A 20,861-nucleotide genomic window follows, 5' to 3' on the forward strand; every position below is an offset into this window, starting at 1 on the left:
CGATGAAACTCAATGATCTGAGTCCAGCGCCGGGTTCCCGTCGCGAGAAGCATCGTCCGGGCCGTGGTATCGGTAGCGGTTTGGGTAAGACTGGTGGCCGCGGCCACAAAGGTCAAACCTCCCGTTCCGGTGGCACCATTGCTCCAGGCTTTGAAGGCGGTCAACAGCCGCTGCACCGTCGTCTGCCGAAATTCGGCTTCGTTTCCCTGAAAGCCATGGACCGCGCAGAAGTGCGTCTGTCCGAGCTGGCCAAAGTGGAAGGCGACGTTGTCACCGTGCAATCCTTGAAGGATGCCAACGTGATTAACCAAAGCGTACAGCGTGTGAAAATCATGCTGTCCGGCGAAGTTACTCGCGCGGTCACCATCAAGGGTATCGCAGCCACCAAAGGTGCGCGTGCGGCTATCGAAGCAGCTGGCGGCAAGTTCGAGGAATAAATGGCTAAGCAAGGTGCTCTCTCTTCGCTCGGCAAAGGCGGGATGTCTGAACTCTGGGCTCGTCTGCGTTTTCTGTTCCTGGCGATCATCGTCTACCGGATAGGCGCACACATCCCAGTTCCAGGTATCAACCCGGACCGGCTGGCGGAACTGTTTCGACAGAATGAGGGGACCATTCTTAGCTTGTTCAACATGTTTTCCGGCGGCGCGCTGGAACGGATGAGCATCTTTGCACTGGGGATCATGCCGTACATTTCGGCATCGATCATCATGCAGCTGATGACCGCCGTTAGCCCGCAGCTGGAGCAGTTGAAGAAGGAAGGTGAAGCTGGCCGTCGCAAGATCAGCCAGTACACCCGCTACGGCACCGTTATCCTGGCGCTGGTCCAGGCCATTGGCATGTCCATTGGTCTGGCCGGTCAGGGCGTGGCGTTTTCTGCTGACTTTGGCTTCCATTTCGTTGCGGTGTCCACTTTCGTGGCCGGCGCGATGTTCATGATGTGGCTGGGCGAGCAGATCACCGAGCGCGGTGTAGGCAACGGTATCTCGATGTTGATCTTCGCAGGTATCGTCGCCGGTCTTCCGAGAGCAATCGGGCAGTCTTTCGAGTCTGCACGCACAGGCGATATCAATATTTTCGCCCTGGTCGCTATCGGTTTGCTGGCAGTAGCGATTATCGGTTTCGTGGTGTTCATTGAGCGTGGTCAGCGTCGTATCGCCGTTCACTACGCCAAGCGTCAGCAGGGCCGCAAGGTCTTCGCTGCGCAGACCAGCCACTTGCCGTTGAAAGTGAACATGGCGGGCGTAATTCCTGCCATTTTCGCGAGCAGCATCTTGCTGTTCCCGGCTTCGCTGGGTGCCTGGTTCGGTCAGTCCGAAGGTATGGGCTGGTTGCAGGACATCTCGCAGTCGATCGCTCCTGGTCAGCCGTTGAATATTCTGCTGTTTAGTGCAGGGATTATTTTCTTCTGCTTCTTCTATACGGCGTTGATGTTCAATCCGAAAGACGTAGCGGAAAACCTGAAGAAGTCCGGTGCCTTTATTCCGGGTATCCGTCCGGGCGAGCAGTCGGCGCGCTACATTGATGGCGTTCTGACCCGCTTGACCATGTTCGGTGCTCTTTATATGACGGCCGTGTGTCTGCTTCCCCAGTTCCTGGTGGTCGCGGCAAACGTTCCGTTCTACCTTGGCGGGACCTCGTTGCTGATTGTGGTAGTGGTTGTGATGGACTTCATGTCCCAAGTACAATCGCACCTCGTTTCGCACCAGTACGAATCCCTGATGAAGAAAGCCAACCTGAAAGGCTACGGTGGCAGCGGTCTGCTGCGCTGATTGACCCTTAAGGTTCGAGGAGTTGGTGATGAAAGTTCGTGCATCGGTGAAAAAGCTGTGCCGTAACTGCAAAATTATTCGCCGCGAAGGTGTCGTTCGAGTAATTTGCAGTGCGGAACCACGTCACAAGCAGCGCCAAGGCTGATTGTGATCTGCGCTTCAAACCCAGCAGCTAGTGCGCTGCTGGGTTGATTATTTGTTTCTACAGCGATATTATCTCGCGCCCTATTTCTTGGCTTCCGGGGCGTAGGTAGCTGTCAATTGGAGTCCCACTGAATGGCCCGTATTGCAGGCGTCAACATTCCAGATAACAAGCACACTGTTATCTCGCTGACCTACATCTATGGTGTTGGTCGCACTACTGCACAGAAAATCTGTGCAGACACTGGGGTCAACCCAGCCGCAAAGATCAAGGATCTGAGCGACGAGCAGGTTGAATCGCTGCGTACTGAAGTTGCGAAGTACATCACCGAAGGTGATCTGCGCCGTGACATCAACATGAAAATCAAGCGGTTGATGGACCTGGGTTGCTACCGCGGCCTGCGTCATCGTCGGGGTCTGCCAGTACGCGGTCAGCGTACCAAGACCAACGCGCGTACCCGTAAGGGCCCGCGTAAGCCGATCCGCAAGTAATCGCACCAGCGAATCGACAGGAATTTAGAAATGGCAAAACCTGCTGCTCGTCCTCGTAAAAAAGTCAAAAAGACAGTGGTTGATGGCATCGCCCACATCCATGCGTCTTTTAACAACACCATCGTGACCATCACCGATCGTCAAGGTAACGCTCTGTCCTGGGCTACCTCCGGCGGTTCGGGTTTCCGCGGTTCCCGCAAGTCCACCCCGTTCGCTGCTCAGGTAGCTGCTGAACGTGCTGGTCAAGCTGCGCTGGAATATGGTCTGAAGAACCTCGACGTCAACGTCAAGGGTCCAGGTCCAGGTCGTGAGTCCGCTGTTCGTGCTCTGAACGGCTGTGGCTATAAGATCGCCAGCATCACCGACGTGACGCCAATCCCGCATAACGGGTGCCGTCCGCCGAAGAAGCGCCGCGTGTAATCAGGAGACAGATAAATGGCACGTTACATTGGTCCAAAATGCAAACTGTCTCGTCGTGAAGGCACCGATCTGTTCCTGAAGAGCGGCGTTCGCGCTCTGGAATCGAAGTGCAACATCGAAGCAGCCCCAGGTATCCACGGTCAGCGCCGCGGTCGTCAGTCCGACTACGGCACCCAGCTGCGTGAGAAACAAAAAGTTCGTCGTATCTACGGCGTCCTCGAGCGTCAATTCAGCGGTTACTACAAGCAAGCGGCCTCCAAGAAGGGCGCTACTGGTGAGAACCTGCTGCAACTGCTCGAGTGCCGTCTGGATAACGTCGTTTATCGTATGGGCTTTGGCGCTACTCGTGCCGAATCCCGTCAGCTGGTTTCGCACAAAGCGATCAGCGTAAACGGCAAGACTGTAAACGTTCCGTCCTACCAAGTTCGTCCGGGTGACGTGGTCGCGGTTCGCGAGAAGTCGCTGAACCAGCTGCGCATTGTTCAAGCCCTTGAACTGTGCGCCCAGCGTGGCCGCGTTGAGTGGGTAGATGTGGATGCTGCCAAGAAGTCGGGCGTTTTCAAGAACGTTCCTGCTCGCAGTGACCTGTCCGCCGACATCAACGAAAGCCTGATTGTCGAGCTCTACTCCAAGTAAGGGCTAGAAAATAGGTGCATCCATGCAGATTTCGGTAAATGAGTTCCTGACGCCCCGCCACATCGATGTGCAGGTCGTCAGTCCAACCCGCGCTAAAATCACGCTCGAGCCTCTCGAGCGTGGCTTTGGCCATACCCTGGGCAACGCGCTGCGCCGCATCCTGTTGTCCTCCATGCCTGGCTGTGCAGTAGTCGAGGCCGAGATTGACGGTGTACTCCATGAGTACTCGGCAATCGAAGGTGTACAGGAAGATGTCATTGAAATCCTGTTGAACCTGAAAGGCCTGGCTATCAAACTGCACGGTCGTGACGAAGTTACGCTGACCTTGTCGAAGAAGGGTTCGGGGGTGGTTACCGCTGCCGATATTCAGCTGGATCATGATGTCGAGATCGTTAACCCCGATCACGTAATCGCTAACCTGGCGTCCAACGGCGCCTTGAACATGAAGCTCACCGTAGCTCGTGGTCGTGGTTATGAGCCGGCCGATTCGCGTCAGAGCGATGAAGACGAAAGCCGCAGCATTGGTCGCTTGCAGCTCGACTCTTCGTTCAGCCCGGTTCGCCGTATCGCATACGTGGTGGAAAACGCCCGTGTCGAGCAGCGTACCAACCTGGACAAGCTGGTAATTGATCTGGAAACCAACGGTACTCTGGATCCTGAAGAGGCTATCCGTCGCGCTGCAACCATCCTGCAACAGCAGTTGGCTGCGTTCGTCGACCTCAAAGGTGACAGTGAACCAGTGGTTGTCGAGCAGGAAGACGAGATCGATCCGATCCTGCTTCGCCCGGTTGACGATCTGGAACTGACTGTACGTTCGGCTAACTGCCTTAAGGCGGAAAACATCTACTACATCGGCGACCTGATTCAGCGTACCGAAGTAGAGCTGTTGAAGACTCCGAACCTGGGCAAGAAATCCTTGACTGAAATCAAGGACGTTCTGGCCTCCCGCGGTCTGTCCCTCGGCATGCGCCTCGACAACTGGCCGCCTGCAAGTCTTAAGAAGGACGACAAGGCGACTGCCTGATCGTCGTAATCACCGAACGTAGTGTTTGGTAAGGAATGAACCCATGCGTCATCGTAAAAGTGGACGTCACCTGAGCCGTACCAGCTCTCACCGTAAGGCCATGTTCCAAAACATGGCGGTGTCGCTGTTCGAGCACGAGCTGATCAAAACTACTCTGCCAAAAGCCAAGGAACTGCGCCGCGTTGCCGAGCCGCTGATCACCCTGGCCAAGGAAGACAGCGTTGCTAACCGTCGTCTGGCTTTCGACCGTACTCGTTCGAAAGAAATCGTCGGTAAGCTGTTCAACGATCTGGGCAAGCGCTATGCCACCCGTCAGGGCGGCTACCTGCGTATCCTCAAGTGCGGCTTCCGCGCTGGCGATAACGCACCTATGGCGTACGTCGAGCTGGTTGATCGTCCTGTCGGTGGCTCGGTTGAAGCTGCTGAGTAAGGCGAACAGTCTGTAACAAGAAGCCGGGCCTAGTGCCCGGTTTTTTGTGTCTGCATGTATTGTAATAATCTATTGATATGAATCAGTTAATGAATTTGTTGTTGTCATAGTTGTGGTCGATACTCATCCCGAGCCGATTAGCCGGCCGTTCAAGACCGATAGGGAGAGAGAGCATGAGCCAGAACAAAATACTGACCACCGCCAGCGGCGCGCCGGTGGCCGACAACCAGAATTCGCGTTCGGCAGGCCCGCGTGGCCCGTTGTTGCTGGATGACTTCCACCTGATCGAGAAACTCGCGCACTTCAACCGCGAGAACATCCCTGAGCGCCGCGTACACGCCAAAGGCTCGGGTGCCTATGGCACCTTCACCGTCACCCGCGATATCACCCAGTACAGCTGCGCCAGGCTGTTCAACAGCGTTGGCAAGCAGACCGAAACCTTCCTGCGCTTCTCCACGGTCGGTGGCGAGCGTGGTTCGGCCGATACCGAGCGTGACCCACGTGGTTTCGCCCTGAAGTTCTACACCGAAGAAGGCAACTGGGACATCGTTGGCAACAACACTCCAGTGTTCTTCATCCGTGACCCACTGAAATTCCCCGACTTTATCCACACCCAGAAGCGCCTGCCGCAAAGCAACCTGAAAAGCGCGCAGATGATGTGGGACTTCTGGTCGCATTCGCCCGAGGCGCTGCACCAGGTCACCATCCTGTTCTCAGACCGTGGGATCCCGGACGGCTACCGTCACATGCACGGCTTCGGCAGTCACACCTATAGCCTGATCAATGCTCAGGGCCAGCGTACCTGGGTCAAATGGCACTTCAAAACCAGGCAGGGCATCAAGAACCTGGCCCCCGCCGATGCCGCGCGCCTGGCTGGCACCGACCCGGACTACGCCCAACGCGACCTGTTCGAAGCGATCGAGCGTGGCGACTTCCCGAAATGGGCCGTGTGCATTCAGGTGATGAGCGAGGAAGAGGCGGCCAGCCGCGATGAAAACCCGTTCGACGTGACCAAGACCTGGTCGCAGAAGGACTACCCGTTGATCGAGATCGGCGAGCTGGAGCTCAACCGCAACCCGCTGAACTACTTTGCCGAAGTCGAACAAGCGGCGTTCGGCCCGAGCAACATGGTGCCGGGGGTTGGCCTGTCGCCGGACCGCATGCTTCAGGGCCGCGTATTCGCCTACGCAGACGCACATCGCTACCGTGTCGGGACCAACCACCAGCAACTGCCGGTCAACGCCCCACGTAGCCCGGTGAACAGCTACCAGCGTGATGGCTCGATGGCTTTTGGCAGCAACGGCGGTGCGGCACCGAACTACGAGCCGAACAGCTACGCCAATGCGCCGAAGCAGGCTCCTCAGTACGCGGAGCCTTCACTGGCCCTGAACGGTGTCGCCGATCGTTACGATCACCGCGAAGACACCGACTACTACAGTCACGCCGGGGCGCTGTTCCGCCTGATGAATCCGGAGCAGAAGGCCCTGCTGATCAGCAACATCGCCGGCGCCATGGCCGGGGTGACTGAAGACGTGGTTCAGCGCCAGCTGCAACACTTCTTCAAGGCCGATCCGGCCTATGGCGAAGGAATTGCCAAGGCTTTGGGCCTGAATCTCGCCTAAGTCGAAGTGATAAGAAGAACCGCCCTCATTTGGGCGGTTTTTCAATGCATATCACTACCGTTTGCCCGCTTTTTTGCACTTTTATGCCCGATTCTCAGTGACCTTCCGGTCATCCTGGTTCAAACTATGTCTTTCACACAGGGAGAGGCAGGGCGATGCAAGGTCACCCGGACGTAATCGATTATCTCAACACGTTGCTGACGGGCGAACTGGCGGCACGTGACCAATATTTCATTCACTCGCGGATGTACGAAGACTGGGGCTTGAGCAAGCTCTACGAGCGTATCAACCACGAAATGGAAGAAGAGGCGCAACACGCCGATGCCCTGATGCGTCGTATCCTCATGCTGGAAGGCACCCCGCGCATGCGTCCTGACGACCTGGACGTTGGCACCACCGTGCCGGACATGATCGCCGCCGACCTGCGCCTTGAGTACAAGGTGCGCGCTGCGCTGTGCAAAGGCATCGAGTTGTGCGAGCTGCACAAAGACTACATCAGCCGCGACATCCTGCGCCTGCAGCTGGCCGATACCGAAGAAGATCACACCTACTGGCTGGAAAAGCAGCAGGGCCTGATCAAGTCGATCGGCCTGGAAAACTACCTGCAATCGCAGATGTAATTTTCCCGATCAAAAAAAGCCCCGCCAGTGCGGGGCTTTTTGTTATCTGGGGATCTCTTGGTGGGAGCGGGCTTGCCCCGCGATGCGATAGACAAACCGCAATCGAGGGGCAAGTCGCACCGCCGCTCCTACATCAGGCGCGATCCCGCTCAAGCAGCGGCTTGAGGTAGTAGCCGGTGTACGACTGCTTCATCTCGGCCACGTCTTCCGGCGTACCAAAGCCGATGATCTGCCCGCCCTTGGAGCCGCCCTCGGGGCCTAGGTCGACGATCCAGTCGGCGGTCTTGATCACGTCCAGGTTGTGCTCGATCACTACCACAGTGTTGCCGTGATCGCGCAGGCGGTGCAGTACATCGAGCAACTGCTGGATATCGGCAAAGTGCAGGCCGGTGGTCGGCTCGTCGAGGATGTACAGGGTCTTGCCGGTATCGCGCTTGGACAGCTCGCGAGACAGCTTGACCCGCTGCGCCTCGCCACCTGACAGCGTGGTCGCCGACTGCCCGAGCTTGATGTAGGACAGACCTACATCCATTAGCGTCTGCAGCTTGCGCGCCAGCGCCGGCACCGCGTCGAAGAACTCGCGGGCTTCCTCGATGGTCATTTCGAGGACCTCGTGGATGTTCTTGCCCTTGTACTTGATCTCCAGGGTTTCGCGGTTGTAGCGCTTGCTCTTGCACACATCGCACGGCACGTAGATGTCCGGCAGGAAGTGCATCTCAACCTTGATCAGGCCGTCGCCCTGGCAGGCCTCGCAGCGCCCACCCTTGACGTTGAACGAGAAGCGCCCCGGGCCGTAACCGCGCGAGCGCGACTCCGGGACGCCGGAGAACAGTTCGCGGATCGGCGTGAACAGGCCGGTGTAGGTCGCCGGGTTCGAGCGCGGGGTGCGGCCGATCGGGCTCTGGTCAATGTCGACCACCTTGTCCAGGTGCTGCAGGCCATCGCAGCTGTCGTGCGGCGCCGCTTCCAGGGTGCTGGCGCCATTGAGGGCGGTGGCACTGAGCGGGAACAGGGTGTTGTTGATCAGCGTCGACTTGCCCGAACCGGACACGCCAGTCACACAAGTCAGCAGGCCAATCGGGATGTCCAGGTCGACGTTCTGCAGGTTGTTGCCGCGCGCGCCCTTGAGCTTGAGCGAAAGCTTCTTGTTACGCGGAGTACGCTTGGGTGGTACGGCAATCTTGACCCGGCCCGACAGGTACTTGCCGGTCAGCGAATCCGGATGGGCCATGACCTCGGCCGGCGTCCCTTCGGCGACGATCTGGCCGCCGTGCACGCCGGCGCCCGGCCCGATGTCCACCACGTAGTCGGCCAGGCGAATGGCGTCCTCGTCGTGCTCGACCACGATCACCGTGTTGCCGATGTCGCGCAGGTGATTGAGGGTGCCGAGCAAACGGTCGTTGTCGCGCTGGTGCAGGCCGATGGACGGTTCGTCGAGGATGTACATCACCCCGACCAGGCCGGCGCCGATCTGGCTGGCCAGGCGGATACGCTGGGCTTCGCCGCCCGAAAGAGTGTCAGCGCTGCGGTCGAGGGTCAGGTAGTCGAGGCCGACGTTGACCAGAAACTGCAGGCGTTCGCAGATTTCCTTGAGAATCTTGTCGGCAATTTCGCCACGTCGACCGGTCAGTTTCAGGCCACCGAAGTAGCCGCTGGCTTCGCCGATCGGCAGGCAGGTGACCGCCGGCAGGGTTTTCTCGCCGACCCATACATGCCGCGCCTCGCGACGCAGGCGGGTACCGCGGCAATCCGGGCAGGGCTGGGTGCTGAGGAACTTGGCCAGTTCTTCACGCACGGTCGCCGATTCGGTCTCGCGGTAGCGCCGCTCCAGGTTCGGCACGATGCCTTCGAACGGGTGCGAGCGCTTGACGATATCGCCACGGTCGTTGAGGTACTTGAAGTCGACGTTCTGCTTGCCGCTGCCGTGGAGGATGACTTTCTGCTGCTCGGCCGGCAGCTCGCCGAAGGGGATTTCGAGGCTGAAGTCATAATGCGCGGCCAGCGAGCCGAGCATCTGGAAGTAGTAGACGTTGCGCCGGTCCCAGCCGCGGATCGCGCCTTCGGCCAGGGTCAACTCGCCATTGACCAGGCGCTTGGTGTCAAAGAACTGTTTGACCCCAAGGCCGTCGCAGGTCGGGCAGGCGCCGGCCGGATTGTTGAAGGAGAACAGCTTGGGTTCCAGCTCGCTGATCGCATGGCCGCAGATCGGGCAGGCGAAGCGGGCGGAGAAGATCATCTCCTCGAACGGCTCGTCATCCATCGAGGCGACCAGGGCGATGCCGTCAGCCAGCTTCAGCGCGGTTTCGAATGACTCGGCCAGGCGCTGTTGCAGGTCTTCGCGAACCTTGAAACGGTCGACCACCACTTCGATGGTGTGCTTTTTCTGCTTGTCCAGCTTCGGCAGTTCATCGAGTTCGAACAGCTTGCCGTTGACCCGCGCACGGACAAAGCCCTGGGCGCGCAGTTCTTCGAAGACCGCCAGGTGTTCACCCTTGCGCTCGCGAATCACCGGCGCCAGCAGCATCAGCTTGCTGCCTTCTGGCTGGGCCAGCACCAGGTCGACCATCTGGCTGACGGTCTGTGCTTCCAGCGGGATGTCATGGTCCGGGCAGCGCGGGGTGCCGACGCGGGCGTAAAGCAGACGCAGGTAGTCGTAGATTTCAGTGATGGTGCCGACGGTCGAACGCGGGTTGTGCGAGGTCGACTTTTGCTCGATGGAAATCGCCGGCGACAAACCTTCGATGGTGTCGACGTCGGGTTTTTCCATCATCGACAGGAACTGCCGGGCATAGGCCGACAGCGATTCGACATAGCGGCGCTGGCCTTCGGCGTACAGGGTATCGAAGGCCAGGGACGACTTGCCGGAACCGGACAGGCCGGTAATGACGATCAACTTGTCCCGGGGCAGGGTCAGGTCGATGTTCTTCAGGTTGTGGGTTCGTGCCCCACGAATCAGGATCTTGTCCACTGCGGCCTCGCTCGGCGGGCATAAACGGTTGAGTATACGGCTCCATGCCATTACGCGGCAAAGCGTCGCGTATATGCCGTTAAGCGATGGGACTGGTAGAATCGCCGCCGGTTCACACGAGGTTTATCCATGCACGATCCCCACAGCGAACGCATGAGTGGCAGCGAGACCCGCGCCGCAGGCGGCCTGGCCCTGGTGTTCGCCTTCCGTATGCTGGGCATGTTCATGGTCCTGCCGGTACTGGCGACCTATGGCATGGACCTGGCCGGTGCCACTCCGGCATTGATCGGCCTGGCCATTGGTGCCTACGGTCTGACCCAGGCCTTCCTGCAGATTCCGTTCGGGGTGATTTCCGATCGCATCGGCCGCCGCCCGGTGATTTATCTGGGGCTGGTGATCTTTGCCCTGGGCAGCGTGCTGGCGGCCCAGGCCGACTCGATCTGGGGGGTGATCGCCGGACGCATCCTGCAAGGCGCCGGGGCGATTTCTGCCGCGGTCATGGCCTTGCTCTCGGACCTGACCCGCGAACAGCACCGCACCAAGGCCATGGCCATGATCGGCATGAGCATCGGCTTGTCGTTCGCCGTGGCCATGGTCGTCGGCCCGCTGGTCACCCGTGCCTTCGGCCTGTCCGGGCTGTTCCTGGCCACGGCGGCCATGGCGGTGGTCGGTATTGCGATCATTGCCTTTGTGGTGCCGCCGTCCCACGGCGCCCTGCAGCATCGCGAATCCGGGGTCGCCAAGCAGGCGCTGATGCCGACCCTGCGCCACCCGGACCTGCTGCGCCTGGACGTCGGCATCTTTGTGCTGCATGCCATTCTGATGGCCAGTTTCATCGCGTTGCCGCTGGCCTTCGTCGAGCGTGGTGGTCTGCCGAAGGAAGAGCACTGGTGGGTGTACCTGATTGCCTTGCTGATTTCATTCTTTGCAATGATCCCGTTCATCATCTACGGCGAAAAAAAGCGCAAGATGAAACGTGTCCTGCTGGGCGCGGTCAGTGTGTTGATGCTTACCGAGCTATTCTTCTGGCTGTCAGCAGACAACTTGCACGAACTGGTGATCGGCACCGTGATATTCTTCACCGCCTTCAACCTGCTGGAGGCATCCTTGCCTTCACTGGTAAGCAAGGTGTCGCCCGCCGGCGGCAAGGGCACGGCCATGGGGGTGTATTCCACCAGCCAGTTCCTTGGCGCCGCGCTGGGAGGAATTCTCGGTGGCTGGTTGTTCCAGCACGGTGGCCTGAGCACGGTGTTCCTTGGCTGCGCAGCGTTGTGTGCCCTGTGGTGGGGCGTGGCGCTGAGCATGCGTGAACCGCCGTACGTGACCAGCCTGCGCATGCCGTTATCGGCCGAGGCGGTACGGGAAGCGGGGCTGACCGAGCGGCTGATGGCCGTCCCGGGTGTGACCGACGCAGTGGTGGTGGCCGATGAAGCCGCCATCTATATCAAACTTGATACACAAATTTTGGATCGCACGACCCTGGAACGCCTGGTAAACCCGGCTTCCTCCGCGTGCGAAGCCTAGGAGAACGTTATGGCCCGTGGGGTTAACAAAGTCATTCTGGTCGGTACCTGCGGCCAGGATCCCGAAGTCCGCTACCTGCCCAACGGTAACGCCGTGACCAACCTGAGCCTGGCTACCAGCGAGCAGTGGACCGACAAGCAGACCGGCCAGAAGGTCGAGCGCACCGAATGGCACCGCGTTTCGATGTTCGGCAAGGTTGCCGAGATCGCCGGTGAATACCTGCGCAAAGGTTCGCAAGTCTACATCGAAGGCAAGCTGCAGACCCGCGAGTGGGAAAAAGACGGCATCAAGCGTTACACCACTGAAATTGTCGTCGACATGCAGGGCACCATGCAGCTGCTCGGCGGCCGTCCACAGAATCAGGACGGCGCCCCGCAAGGCGGCAACAACTACAACCAGGCGCCACGCCAGCAGGCTCCGCGTCCGCAGCAGTCCGCGCCGCAACAGCAGCGTCCAGCACCACAGCAGGCCGCACCGCAGCCGGCTCCGGACTTCGACAGCTTTGATGACGATATTCCGTTCTGACCAGCCGTAGAGACTTTCCCGTAAAGTTTCTTCTGAAAGCCCCCGCATTGCGGGGGCTTTGTCATTTCAGGGGGGAAGTTTCCTGTTGACTCAATTCTGCTAACGCCCCTCGGTGCTTATTGAGGCCAGGTTTTTCCTGCTGCAGGCGACTTGCCTGAGACGATCAGGCCAATTGCTACACGCGGTCCTTGGCATGATCTAAGCTCCAAGCAGGATGGGGGTTTCGAGCAGGGGTTTCCATGCGAAGCACACCTGAAAACAGTCTGAAACACGCGTTGAAAACCTGTAGAGATAGCTTTGTTTCTGTTGGTTTTTTTAGTTTTTTCATTAACGCGTTAATGCTCGTCCCTACCTTCTATATGCTTCAGGTATATGGCCGAGTGATGGCTAGCGGAAGCCTGACGACCCTGGCCATGCTTACGCTGATCATGACTGGGCTGCTGATCACGCTCGCCTCCCTGGAGTGGGTTCGTTCGCGCATCATGATTCGGGTCAGTACCCGGCTGGATGTGTTGTTGAGTCGTCAGGTTTATAAGGCCAGTTTCAAGCGGGCTCTGGAAAGTGGCGGCATGGATGCTTCGGCGCAGTCGCTCAACGACTTGACGGGCTTGAGGCAGTTTCTTTCCGGCAACGGTCTGTTCGCCTTTTTCGACGCTCCCTGGTTGCCGATCTATATCGCGGTGATGTTCGCGTTTCACCCCTGGTTTGGTTGGGTCGCGACGGGCAGCGCGGTGTTGTTGCTACTGCTCGCATTTATCAATGAGAGGCTGACCGGACCGGTACTGGCCCAAGCCAACAAGGAGCATATCGGCGCGACGCTCTACACCACCAAGAACCTGCGCAACGCCGAGGTCATCGAGTCCATGGGCATGCTTGAAACCCTGATGGATCGGTGGGGGCGTCGGCAGAGGAGCGTGCTGTTGCTGCAGTCCCTGGCCAGTGATCGAGCCGCGCTTGTCAGCACGCTTTCCCGGTCGTTCCGGCTCCTGGTGCAATCACTGGTGCTGGGACTGGGGGCCTACCTGGCGGTGGATCATCAGGTGGGCGCAGGTATGGTGTTCGCGGGAGCTGTGCTGCTGGGGCGTGCACTGGCCCCAATCGATCTGATCATCGGTGGCTGGAAAGGCTTTATTGCCGCGCGCTCGCAGTACAGCCGTCTGAACGACATCCTCGACAAACAACAAGCGCAACCCGAGCGTCTGTCTTTACCTGCGCCCCAGGGGCACGTGCAGGTCGAGAATCTGATTGTTGCGGCACCTGGCTCGAAAACTCCGATCATCAAAAATATCAGTTTCAGCGTACCTGCCGGTTGCGTGGTGGGAATCATCGGTCCAAGCGCCTCGGGCAAGTCGACACTGGCCAGAGCACTGATGGGTGTATGGGCGCCCCAGCAGGGCGTGGTCCGGCTGGATGGCGCGGACATCAGTGCCTGGGACAAACAGGAGCTTGGCCCGCATATTGGTTATTTGCCTCAGGATATTGAACTGTTCGAAGGCAGCGTCGCCGAGAACATTGCCCGTTTCGCCGAGGTCGATTCGGCGAAAGTCATTCAAGCTGCCAGGACGGCTGGCGTTCACGAAATGATTTTGCTGTTGCCTGATGGCTACGACACCATCATTGGCAGCGAGGGCGTCATGCTGTCGGGAGGGCAGCGCCAGCGCATCGGCCTGGCTCGCGCCCTGTATGGCAACCCGCGGCTGATTATTCTCGACGAGCCCAACTCCAATCTTGACGACGTCGGCGATCGCGCCCTGGCTGCAGCCATCCAGCAGCTCAAGCAGACCGGCGCGACCCTCTTTGTAATTACTCACCGAACCAACATCGTCTCGCAACTTGACCGGCTCATGGTGATGAGAGCCGGGGTTATCAGTCTCTATGGGCCACGCGACCATGTGCTGGCCGAACTCAACGCGCAGCAACCGCCGGTACAAAAGCCCGCCATGCCAGCACCAGCAGGTGCCAGCGTAGCCCCGGTCGAGACCAGCAAGGGCAATGGCAATGACCTCTACGATGCCCAACCGTCAAATTGAAAGCTTCGCCGACCTGCCCATAGCAGATCGAAAAATCCGCCGCCTGGGCCTTGGCATTGTGGGGATTACTTTTGGCCTGTTCGGCACCTGGGCGGCAATTGCACCCCTCGACGGAGCCGCTTACGCGCCGGGGGTGGTCACCGTGCAGGCCTATCGCAAAACGGTCCAGCATCTTGAAGGCGGGATTGTCAAAGACGTGCTGGCCCATGACGGGGACATCGTCAAGCGTGATGACCCGTTGATCGTTCTCGATGATGCCCAGCTACGCTTCGAGTACGAGATGGCCAGAGGCCAGTTGGTTGCGGCCAGTGCCATGGAGGCAAGGCTTATCGCCGAGCGCGACACGCTCCCGGTGATTGGCTTTGGGCAGATCGCCGATCTCGCCAGCCTGCGAGGAGAGGAAGCGCGCCAGGGCGAGACTCAGGTTTTCAATGCCCGGCAGGGTTCGCGGCTGGGCCAGATAGCGGTGCTGCGCGAGCGCATTGGCCAGTTGAATCAACAGATCAAGGGATTGGAGTCGATGATTGCTGCCAAGGTTGGCCTGGAGAAATCCTACAGTGGTGAAATCAAAGAGTTGAGCGATCTGCTGCATCAGGGGTTCGTCGACAAACAACGTCTGCTCGAACAGGAGCGCAAGCTGGGGATGCTCAGGTCGGAGGTGGCGGATCACCGTTCCGCTATTAACCGGACGCGCCTGCAAATCAACGAAACGCAGTTGCAGATTCTGCAAGTCGACAAGGATTTCAATGCCGACGTTGCCAAGCAACTGGCTGAGGTCCAGACCCGGATATATGACCTGCAAGAGAAAACCTCGGCCCTGGAAGACCGGCTCAACCATATCGTCATCCGTGCGCCCGATGCGGGCATGGTGATTGGCATGACAGTGCACACCATTGGTGGGGTAGTGCGGCCAGCGACGCCGTTGCTGGACATCGTTCCATCGGTTTCCGAACTGGTCATCGAGGCCCAGGTGGCGCCAGTGGATATTGATCGCATTGCCATCGGCAAGCGCGCCGATATCCGTTTCGGTGCGTTCAAGAGTTCGACAACCCCGGTGATCGAAGGTGAGGTCAGCAGCGTGTCGGCTGACCGGCTTACCAATGAAAAGACCGGGGCAGCCTATTACCTGGCGCGGGTCCGGGTAACCGAAAAGGGCGCGCGCACCTTGGGTGAGCGCAAATTGTTGCCGGGGATGCCGGCGGACGTGTTGATCATCACCGGGCAACGTACGCTGTTGCAGTACTTGATGCAGCCGGCCCGCGATGTCATGTCTCAATCAATGATCGAGGAATGACCGTGGGCATGTCGTCGGTTCTTCTGGGGGGAGTGTGCATGCTTGCCGTGGCGGCTGCCCTGGGGCAACCCGCTGCACAAGCGCCAGCCGGGGTCAGCGCCTCTACGTTCTCCACCGATCTCATGCAGTTGTATCGCGAAGCGCGCCTGGAGGACCCGCAGGTATTGGCCTCTTTTGCGCAAGCGCAGGCGGGCAAGGAACATCAGCGCGAGGCCATGGGAGCGCTGTTGCCGCAATTGTCACTCAATGCCGGATCGAACCGTATTCACCAGGAAAACGACCTGGTACAGCAGAGTTACGATAGCGAAAGCTATAGCCTGGTACTGCGTCAGTATCTCTATAACAAAGCCGCGTGGGAGAACTACCAAAAATTCAAAAGCCTGGCCAGGCAGTCGGAGTCGCAAGCGCTGGATGTCCAGGCCGAGGCCGCTGTGGAATTGGCGCGGCGTTACTTCACGGCGTTAGCAGCCGAGGATGAGCTGGAGTTGGTGCGGGCGGAACGCCGAACTACGCAAAAGAGCCTGGATCGAGTCAATGCGTTGTACGAAAAGCAGCTGGCGTTGGTGACGGATCAGCTCGACCTCAAGGCCCGGGTGGATTTACTTGCGGCGCAGGAAGTGGATGCCCGCAACCAGGCCAGAATCAGTCGTGAGGCGCTGGCGGAGATCGTCGGCCGGCCGGTCAAAGAGAAGCTCAACCGCATTCGCGATGACGCACAACTACGGGTTTCGGCGCAGAGTCTGGAAAACTGGGTCCGCGAGGGTATAGCGCTAAACCCGGCCCTCAAGGCCAGCGAAAGTGGGGTCGAAGCAGCGGGTGCAGCGTTGCGCAGTGGCAAGGGTGGGCACTATCCGACCGTGAGCCTGAACCTGAGTGCACAAGAAACCAACGAGGGCTACAACAACTCCCTGGCGCCGCGAACTGACAGCTATGTTGCTGGCGTCGGCGTTCAGGTGCCGCTGTACAGCGGCGGCTCGACTTCGGCGCGAGTCCGTGGGCTTTACCAGGATCAGTTGGCCGCCGAGCAGGAGCTGGAAGCGATCCGGCGCCGGGTGGTCAAGGAGATCACCAGCGCTTACCTGACTGCCAATTCGAACGGCGAGAAAATCGACGCAAATCGTCTGGCCCTGGACTCGGCAAAACTTTCCAGGGTGGCGGCAGAGAAAGCGTTGACCTATGGAATGGTCAATGCCGTCGATGTTCTGGCCAGTGTACGCAACGAATTCCGCGCCAGGCGTGACCTGCTCAAGACGCAATACGAGTTCCTCAGCAATGTGTTTACCCTCAACCGTTGGGCGGGAAAACCACCAGCCGAAAGTGTAGGCAGTGTGAACAACTGGTTGAGCCCCGGCAGCCCGTCCCAAGCAGCGGGCGTTGGATCCGATTATTAGTAGAAAGCGTGCCTGGCCATTCCAGCGGATGAATCGCCAAGCGGTTTGGACGAGAAATTGACAGGTGCATTTTTAGGGCATGTAACTACACACCATTCGTCTGTTAATTGACGATTCTGCTCGCTGTCAAACGCTGCTTGCAGGTCGCCTGTGGCCCGCCTAAGACCTTGATTTCCGAGGACTAGGGCCAACTCCCAGAAACATCAACCCGGCTACTCGCCTAAGGTTCGAGTCAATGGCTGGTGGGTGGCTGTACAGGCGGCGCGTTGTGCTGACCTAGACTCAGTAGAGGGCTCTAGGGAGCACAGAATCGTGCGTAAGCTATTGATAGTTATTTGTATTTGTATTGTCTCGGTGGCGTCTTCCAGCGATGGAAAACGTCTGCAACCCTTTTCGATGCCACAGGTAAAAGTGCTCCCAGGGTCGTTGACTCAGAACGATCAACGGATGCAGGTCATAGATCGTTTTTCATGGGAGGCAGGAACATCATGCCTAACCACAGAAAGCCGATACGTGTGATGTTGGTCGATTGTCGTCCCCTGGTTCTCAAGGGGCTTCATGACTTGATCAATGCCAGGAAGCCGCGGATGGAGGTGAGCGGTGAGGCCATCACCTATACCAATGCGCTGGATCTTGCCGATCAGTTGCATCCCAATGTCATTCTTTTCAGTTTCTTTCCGGATGCGCTGAACCCGCTGGAGGTCGTCGCGGGGTTGGCTCGCAGCGCTGAAACGAAAGTGCTGGTGCTCAAAGGCCTGTACGAAGCCGTCCCCTTTGTCCAGGCGATAGAAGCGGGCGCACGCGGCATCGTGTTGGCGGAAGACCCGACGGAATCGATTATCCAGGCCATCATCAAGGCCCATCATCACAACAGTGGGCTGGACAGGGCCTGGGTCGGTGGGCTTTCCGGCTATGCCGCGAGCGTGCATACCCCCTTGAGATGCAATCTGGAACGGGCGAAACAGGCGCGGCTGACGTTGCGCGAGAGGGAACTGATTCGCGCCATCGTGGGGGACCCGTCCGCCAAATACGTGAGCATCGCCGGGCGCCTGGGGATCAGCGAGCACACCGTGCACAATCACCTCAGCAACATCTATCAAAAGCTTGATCTGATCAATCGCATCGATTTGCTGATGTATGCACTGAAACACGGGCTCATCAACAACGAAGAACCGCCCGAGTCTATTCGGGGGGAGCGGGATTGAGCTTCATGTCAAAACAACACGCTCTGAGCGATCTTCGGGGGGGCCAGGTCACCCCCGAGGTCCCTGGTTGATGGCGAGAACGTTGTCGTAGTTTCACAAGCAATGCGAGGGTGGTTGTCACGCCACCCTCGCATCCTTTCACGCTTGCGCTGCCTCAGGCGCCGCCAAACACAATGTCGCTATTGAGAAGATCGACTCCGACCAAGGTGATGGTCGTTGTCTGTCCGCCAGACTCGGCAACCGTCACGATGCTGTCTGCCCCACTGTTGTTGATCGATTGGACTACGGCGCTCTGGTCGCCGTTGAGCACCAGCGTGTCGCGCAGGCTGAGGCCCGCATCGAAGCCGATGACCTGGTACTGGTTCTCGGCGACTGACAGATCGATGTTGAAGGCATCCCGCTCACCGCCCGTGCCGACCAGGGTGAAGTCGAATTCTGCCTCGGCCGAGTCGTTGGCGAACAGGTTGGCGTCGAATGCACTGGTCGCCGTGTCCCCGTCCTTGTCTGTCAGTGTCGCATTGAACGCCAGCTTGATATCGCTGGCCAGGCTCTCGCTCTCCTGGATGAACTGGATCACCGGTATTTTGATCACGCCCAGGCCCATGGTGAGCTGGACCGCGTCAATGAGCTTCGAGTCCGATCTTTCGATGACGAAGGACGTCTGTCCTCCATCCTCCGAGGTCAGATCGGCGGCAAGAACTTTCGTCGGCGAACCTGACGTCGTGCCGTCATCGTAGAAGATCGTGTAGTACAGCTCCTCCGTTGCCGGGTTGTACCCCTGGACCGAGTTGTCGATGAAAATCTTCATGCCCGTCAACAGGGTCTCGGGATTGATGACGAAGCTCTCGTCACCGGCATTGATGCCTGCCGTCCCGTTTCCATCCAGATTGTTGTTGGTAATGCCAATGCCGGACGTGCTGACGTTCATGTTCGCGCTGCCGATGAATGCAAACCCGCCAGCCTCTATCTGTGCTTCGGTGAGGTCGGACGCTCCCGGGGTGATGGCAGAAAATATATCGCTTGCGCTAGTGGTCGCGTTAACACCGAAGAACACAATCTCCTCAGATGGCGAAGGAATAGTCGGCGGATCCTGCGCCGGAATCAACAAGGTGCGCACGGGGTCCGGGCCGCCGGCACCGAGCGAGCCGTCGGCACTGCTGAGCACGATCGTCGAAGCAAAACCTTGCACCAGATCCAGTGCATAGCTGCCATTGGCATAGGCGGTCAGCGTGTAGTCGACGGTGGTGTTCGCCGTTGCTGCGTTGTTGTCGAAGTCGCCGGTCAACGTCCCGGCGAACTGGTACGCACCATTGACGTCCGGCGAGGGCACCAGTTCGGTGAGCGTGCCGGTCCCGGTCGTGGTCGTGTTGTCTGGCCTGACAAGGGTGAACTGGCCATTGACCAACGAGATGTCCAGACCCGCCGTCCCCAGTCCATCAGCGCCGGCGGCCATGCTCCAGAAGCCGTATTGCGCAAGGACACTACCGGTCCCGATCAGGTTGCCAAAGGCGAGTGCCGGGCCGTCGTCCTTGATAACCAGGTTCTGCCCGATATTGAGGGTGGCCTGGACGCTGTCGCCGTCCCTGTCGGTCTTGGTTGCGGTCAGGGTGACCAGGTTGTCTGAGGCAAGGCTGGTGGAGTCATCCGGATTGGTCGTGTCGGGATGGATCACGGCGCGCAGTTGGTCGAGGGTGACGTCACCGTTGGTGGCAACGCTGACGGTGAACACCAGGTGATTGGTCGTGGCCGTGCGACCTTCCACCACGCCGCCGTTGAGCGATAGATTCACCGCCTCACCGGTAGCGGAGTCGGTCAGCCCGGAGGCCCCGACTACCACGCCCAGTGCATAGGTCAACGTGCCGGCGCCATCGGCGCCAAACGCCGAGGTGAAGTTGGCGGCGAAGTTCTGCGTGGCGTTGGTTGCCAGCATGGTTTCGTCCACCGTCAGCGTTGGCTCGGTGCCGGTGGTGCTGATGCTCGGGCCGTCATCCTTGAACACCAGGTTTTGCCCGATGTTGAGGGTGGCCTGGACGCTGTCGCCGTCCCTGTCGGTTTTGGTTGCCGTCAGGGTCACCAGGTTGTCGGCGGTCAGGCTGGTGGAATCATCCGGATTGGTGGTGTCGGAATGCACCACAGCGCGAAGCTGATCGAGGGTGACGTCACCGTTGGCGGCAACGCTGACGGTGAACACCAGTTGGTTGGTCGTCGCCGTACGGCCTTCGACCACGCCGCTGTTGAGCGACAGGTTCACCGCCTCATTAGTGGCCGTGTCGGTCAGCCCGGAAGCCCCTGCCACCACGCCCAGTGCATAGGTCAACGTGCCGGCGCCATCGGCGCCAAACGCCGAGGTGAAGTTGGCGGCGAAGCTCTGCGTGGCGTTGGTCGCCAGCACAGTTTCGTCCACCGTCAGCGTTGGCTCGGTGCCGGTGGTGCTGATGCTCGGGCCGTCGTCCTTGAACACCAGGTTCTGCCCGATGTTGAGGGTGGCCTGGACGCTGTCGCCATCCCTGTCGGTTTTGGTTGCCGTCAGGGTCACCAGGTTGTCGGCGGTCAGGCTGGTGGAATCATCCGGATTGTTGGTGTCGGAATGCACAACGGCGCGAAGCTGATCGAGGGTGACGTCAACGTGGGCGGCAACGCTGTCGGAGGAGTACAGTTGGTTGGTCGTGGCCGTACGGCCTTCGACCACGCCGCTGTTGAGCGACAGATTCACCGCCTCATTAGTTGCCGTGTCGGTCAGCCCGGAGGCCCCGGCTACCACGCCCAGCGC

General features: G+C 59.2%; 18 protein-coding genes. 16 read left to right on the forward strand and 2 right to left on the reverse strand.

From position 1 onward, the window contains the following. Positions 1–2: 2 nt before the first annotated feature. From rplO to bfr, 10 genes are all read left to right on the forward strand, one after another. Entirely contained in the window at positions 3–437 is a 435-nt protein-coding gene (rplO, locus tag JV241A_RS02190; RefSeq protein WP_115085069.1) for a 50S ribosomal protein L15, read from the forward strand. Further along, complete coding sequence (secY, locus tag JV241A_RS02195) at positions 438–1,769, forward strand: preprotein translocase subunit SecY (protein ID WP_010220319.1); 1,332 nt, start codon at positions 438–440, stop codon at positions 1,767–1,769. It begins immediately after the preceding gene. A 28-nt stretch (positions 1,770–1,797) separates the two neighbouring features. Continuing rightward, the gene (rpmJ, locus tag JV241A_RS02200) at positions 1,798–1,914 is read left to right on the forward strand and encodes a 50S ribosomal protein L36 (RefSeq protein WP_002555468.1); all 117 of its coding nucleotides are present in this window, start codon (positions 1,798–1,800) and stop codon (positions 1,912–1,914) included. Between the two features lie 131 nt (positions 1,915–2,045). Beyond that, entirely contained in the window at positions 2,046–2,402 is a 357-nt protein-coding gene (rpsM, locus tag JV241A_RS02205; RefSeq protein WP_038998488.1) for a 30S ribosomal protein S13, read from the forward strand. 30 nt (positions 2,403–2,432) lie between these two features. Next, complete coding sequence (gene rpsK, locus JV241A_RS02210) at positions 2,433–2,822, forward strand: 30S ribosomal protein S11 (RefSeq protein WP_002555466.1); 390 nt, start codon at positions 2,433–2,435, stop codon at positions 2,820–2,822. A 15-nt stretch (positions 2,823–2,837) separates the two neighbouring features. Next, positions 2,838–3,458 carry a 30S ribosomal protein S4 gene (gene rpsD, locus JV241A_RS02215; protein WP_010220321.1) on the forward strand — a complete coding sequence of 207 codons (621 nt, stop codon included), beginning with the start codon at positions 2,838–2,840 and terminating at the stop codon, positions 3,456–3,458. A 22-nt stretch (positions 3,459–3,480) separates the two neighbouring features. Further along, on the forward strand, positions 3,481–4,482 hold the full coding sequence (gene rpoA, locus JV241A_RS02220) for a DNA-directed RNA polymerase subunit alpha (RefSeq protein ID WP_003186012.1): 1,002 nt from the start codon (positions 3,481–3,483) through the stop codon (positions 4,480–4,482). Between the two features lie 43 nt (positions 4,483–4,525). Further along, positions 4,526–4,912 carry a 50S ribosomal protein L17 gene (rplQ, locus tag JV241A_RS02225; protein ID WP_002555463.1) on the forward strand — a complete coding sequence of 129 codons (387 nt, stop codon included), beginning with the start codon at positions 4,526–4,528 and terminating at the stop codon, positions 4,910–4,912. Between the two features lie 173 nt (positions 4,913–5,085). Further along, entirely contained in the window at positions 5,086–6,534 is a 1,449-nt protein-coding gene (locus JV241A_RS02230; protein WP_115085070.1) for a catalase, read from the forward strand. A 155-nt stretch (positions 6,535–6,689) separates the two neighbouring features. Continuing rightward, entirely contained in the window at positions 6,690–7,154 is a 465-nt protein-coding gene (gene bfr / locus JV241A_RS02235) for a bacterioferritin (protein ID WP_045200027.1), read from the forward strand. A 133-nt stretch (positions 7,155–7,287) separates the two neighbouring features. On the opposite strand, the gene uvrA is transcribed toward bfr, so the two are convergent. Further along, complete coding sequence (uvrA, locus tag JV241A_RS02240) at positions 7,288–10,122, reverse strand: excinuclease ABC subunit UvrA (RefSeq protein WP_134061285.1); 2,835 nt, start codon at positions 10,120–10,122, stop codon at positions 7,288–7,290. Between the two features lie 129 nt (positions 10,123–10,251). Here uvrA and JV241A_RS02245 point away from each other — a divergent pair, with 129 nt between their 5' ends. The 6 genes from JV241A_RS02245 to JV241A_RS02270 all read left to right on the forward strand — a co-directional run bounded on the left by JV241A_RS02245 (position 10,252) and on the right by JV241A_RS02270 (position 18,091). Next, positions 10,252–11,646 (forward strand): MFS transporter, encoded by a 1,395-nt coding sequence (locus tag JV241A_RS02245; protein ID WP_115085072.1) that lies wholly within the window; start codon positions 10,252–10,254, stop codon positions 11,644–11,646. 9 nt (positions 11,647–11,655) lie between these two features. Then, on the forward strand, positions 11,656–12,171 hold the full coding sequence (locus JV241A_RS02250; RefSeq protein WP_115085073.1) for a single-stranded DNA-binding protein: 516 nt from the start codon (positions 11,656–11,658) through the stop codon (positions 12,169–12,171). Between the two features lie 239 nt (positions 12,172–12,410). Then, positions 12,411–14,201: a type I secretion system permease/ATPase gene (locus tag JV241A_RS02255; protein ID WP_134061286.1), complete on the forward strand. Its 1,791-nt coding sequence runs from the start codon at positions 12,411–12,413 to the stop codon at positions 14,199–14,201. After that, on the forward strand, positions 14,182–15,495 hold the full coding sequence (locus tag JV241A_RS02260; RefSeq protein ID WP_115085075.1) for an HlyD family type I secretion periplasmic adaptor subunit: 1,314 nt from the start codon (positions 14,182–14,184) through the stop codon (positions 15,493–15,495). The genes JV241A_RS02255 and JV241A_RS02260 overlap by 20 nt, the downstream gene beginning before the upstream one ends. Positions 15,496–15,533: 38 nt before the next feature. Beyond that, positions 15,534–16,886: a TolC family outer membrane protein gene (locus tag JV241A_RS02265; RefSeq protein ID WP_233674757.1), complete on the forward strand. Its 1,353-nt coding sequence runs from the start codon at positions 15,534–15,536 to the stop codon at positions 16,884–16,886. Positions 16,887–17,374: 488 nt separating this feature from the next. Continuing rightward, positions 17,375–18,091, forward strand: coding sequence for a response regulator transcription factor (locus tag JV241A_RS02270; RefSeq protein ID WP_134061287.1), 717 nt, complete (start codon positions 17,375–17,377; stop codon positions 18,089–18,091). 154 nt (positions 18,092–18,245) lie between these two features. On the opposite strand, the gene JV241A_RS02275 is transcribed toward JV241A_RS02270, so the two are convergent. Next, positions 18,246–20,861: DUF5801 repeats-in-toxin domain-containing protein (locus tag JV241A_RS02275; RefSeq protein WP_240047822.1), on the reverse strand; the 2,616-nt coding region annotated here is incomplete at its 5' end.

The organism is Pseudomonas sp. JV241A, assembly GCF_900275665.1.
Taxonomy (GTDB): Bacteria; Pseudomonadota; Gammaproteobacteria; order Pseudomonadales; family Pseudomonadaceae; genus Aquipseudomonas; species Aquipseudomonas wadenswilerensis.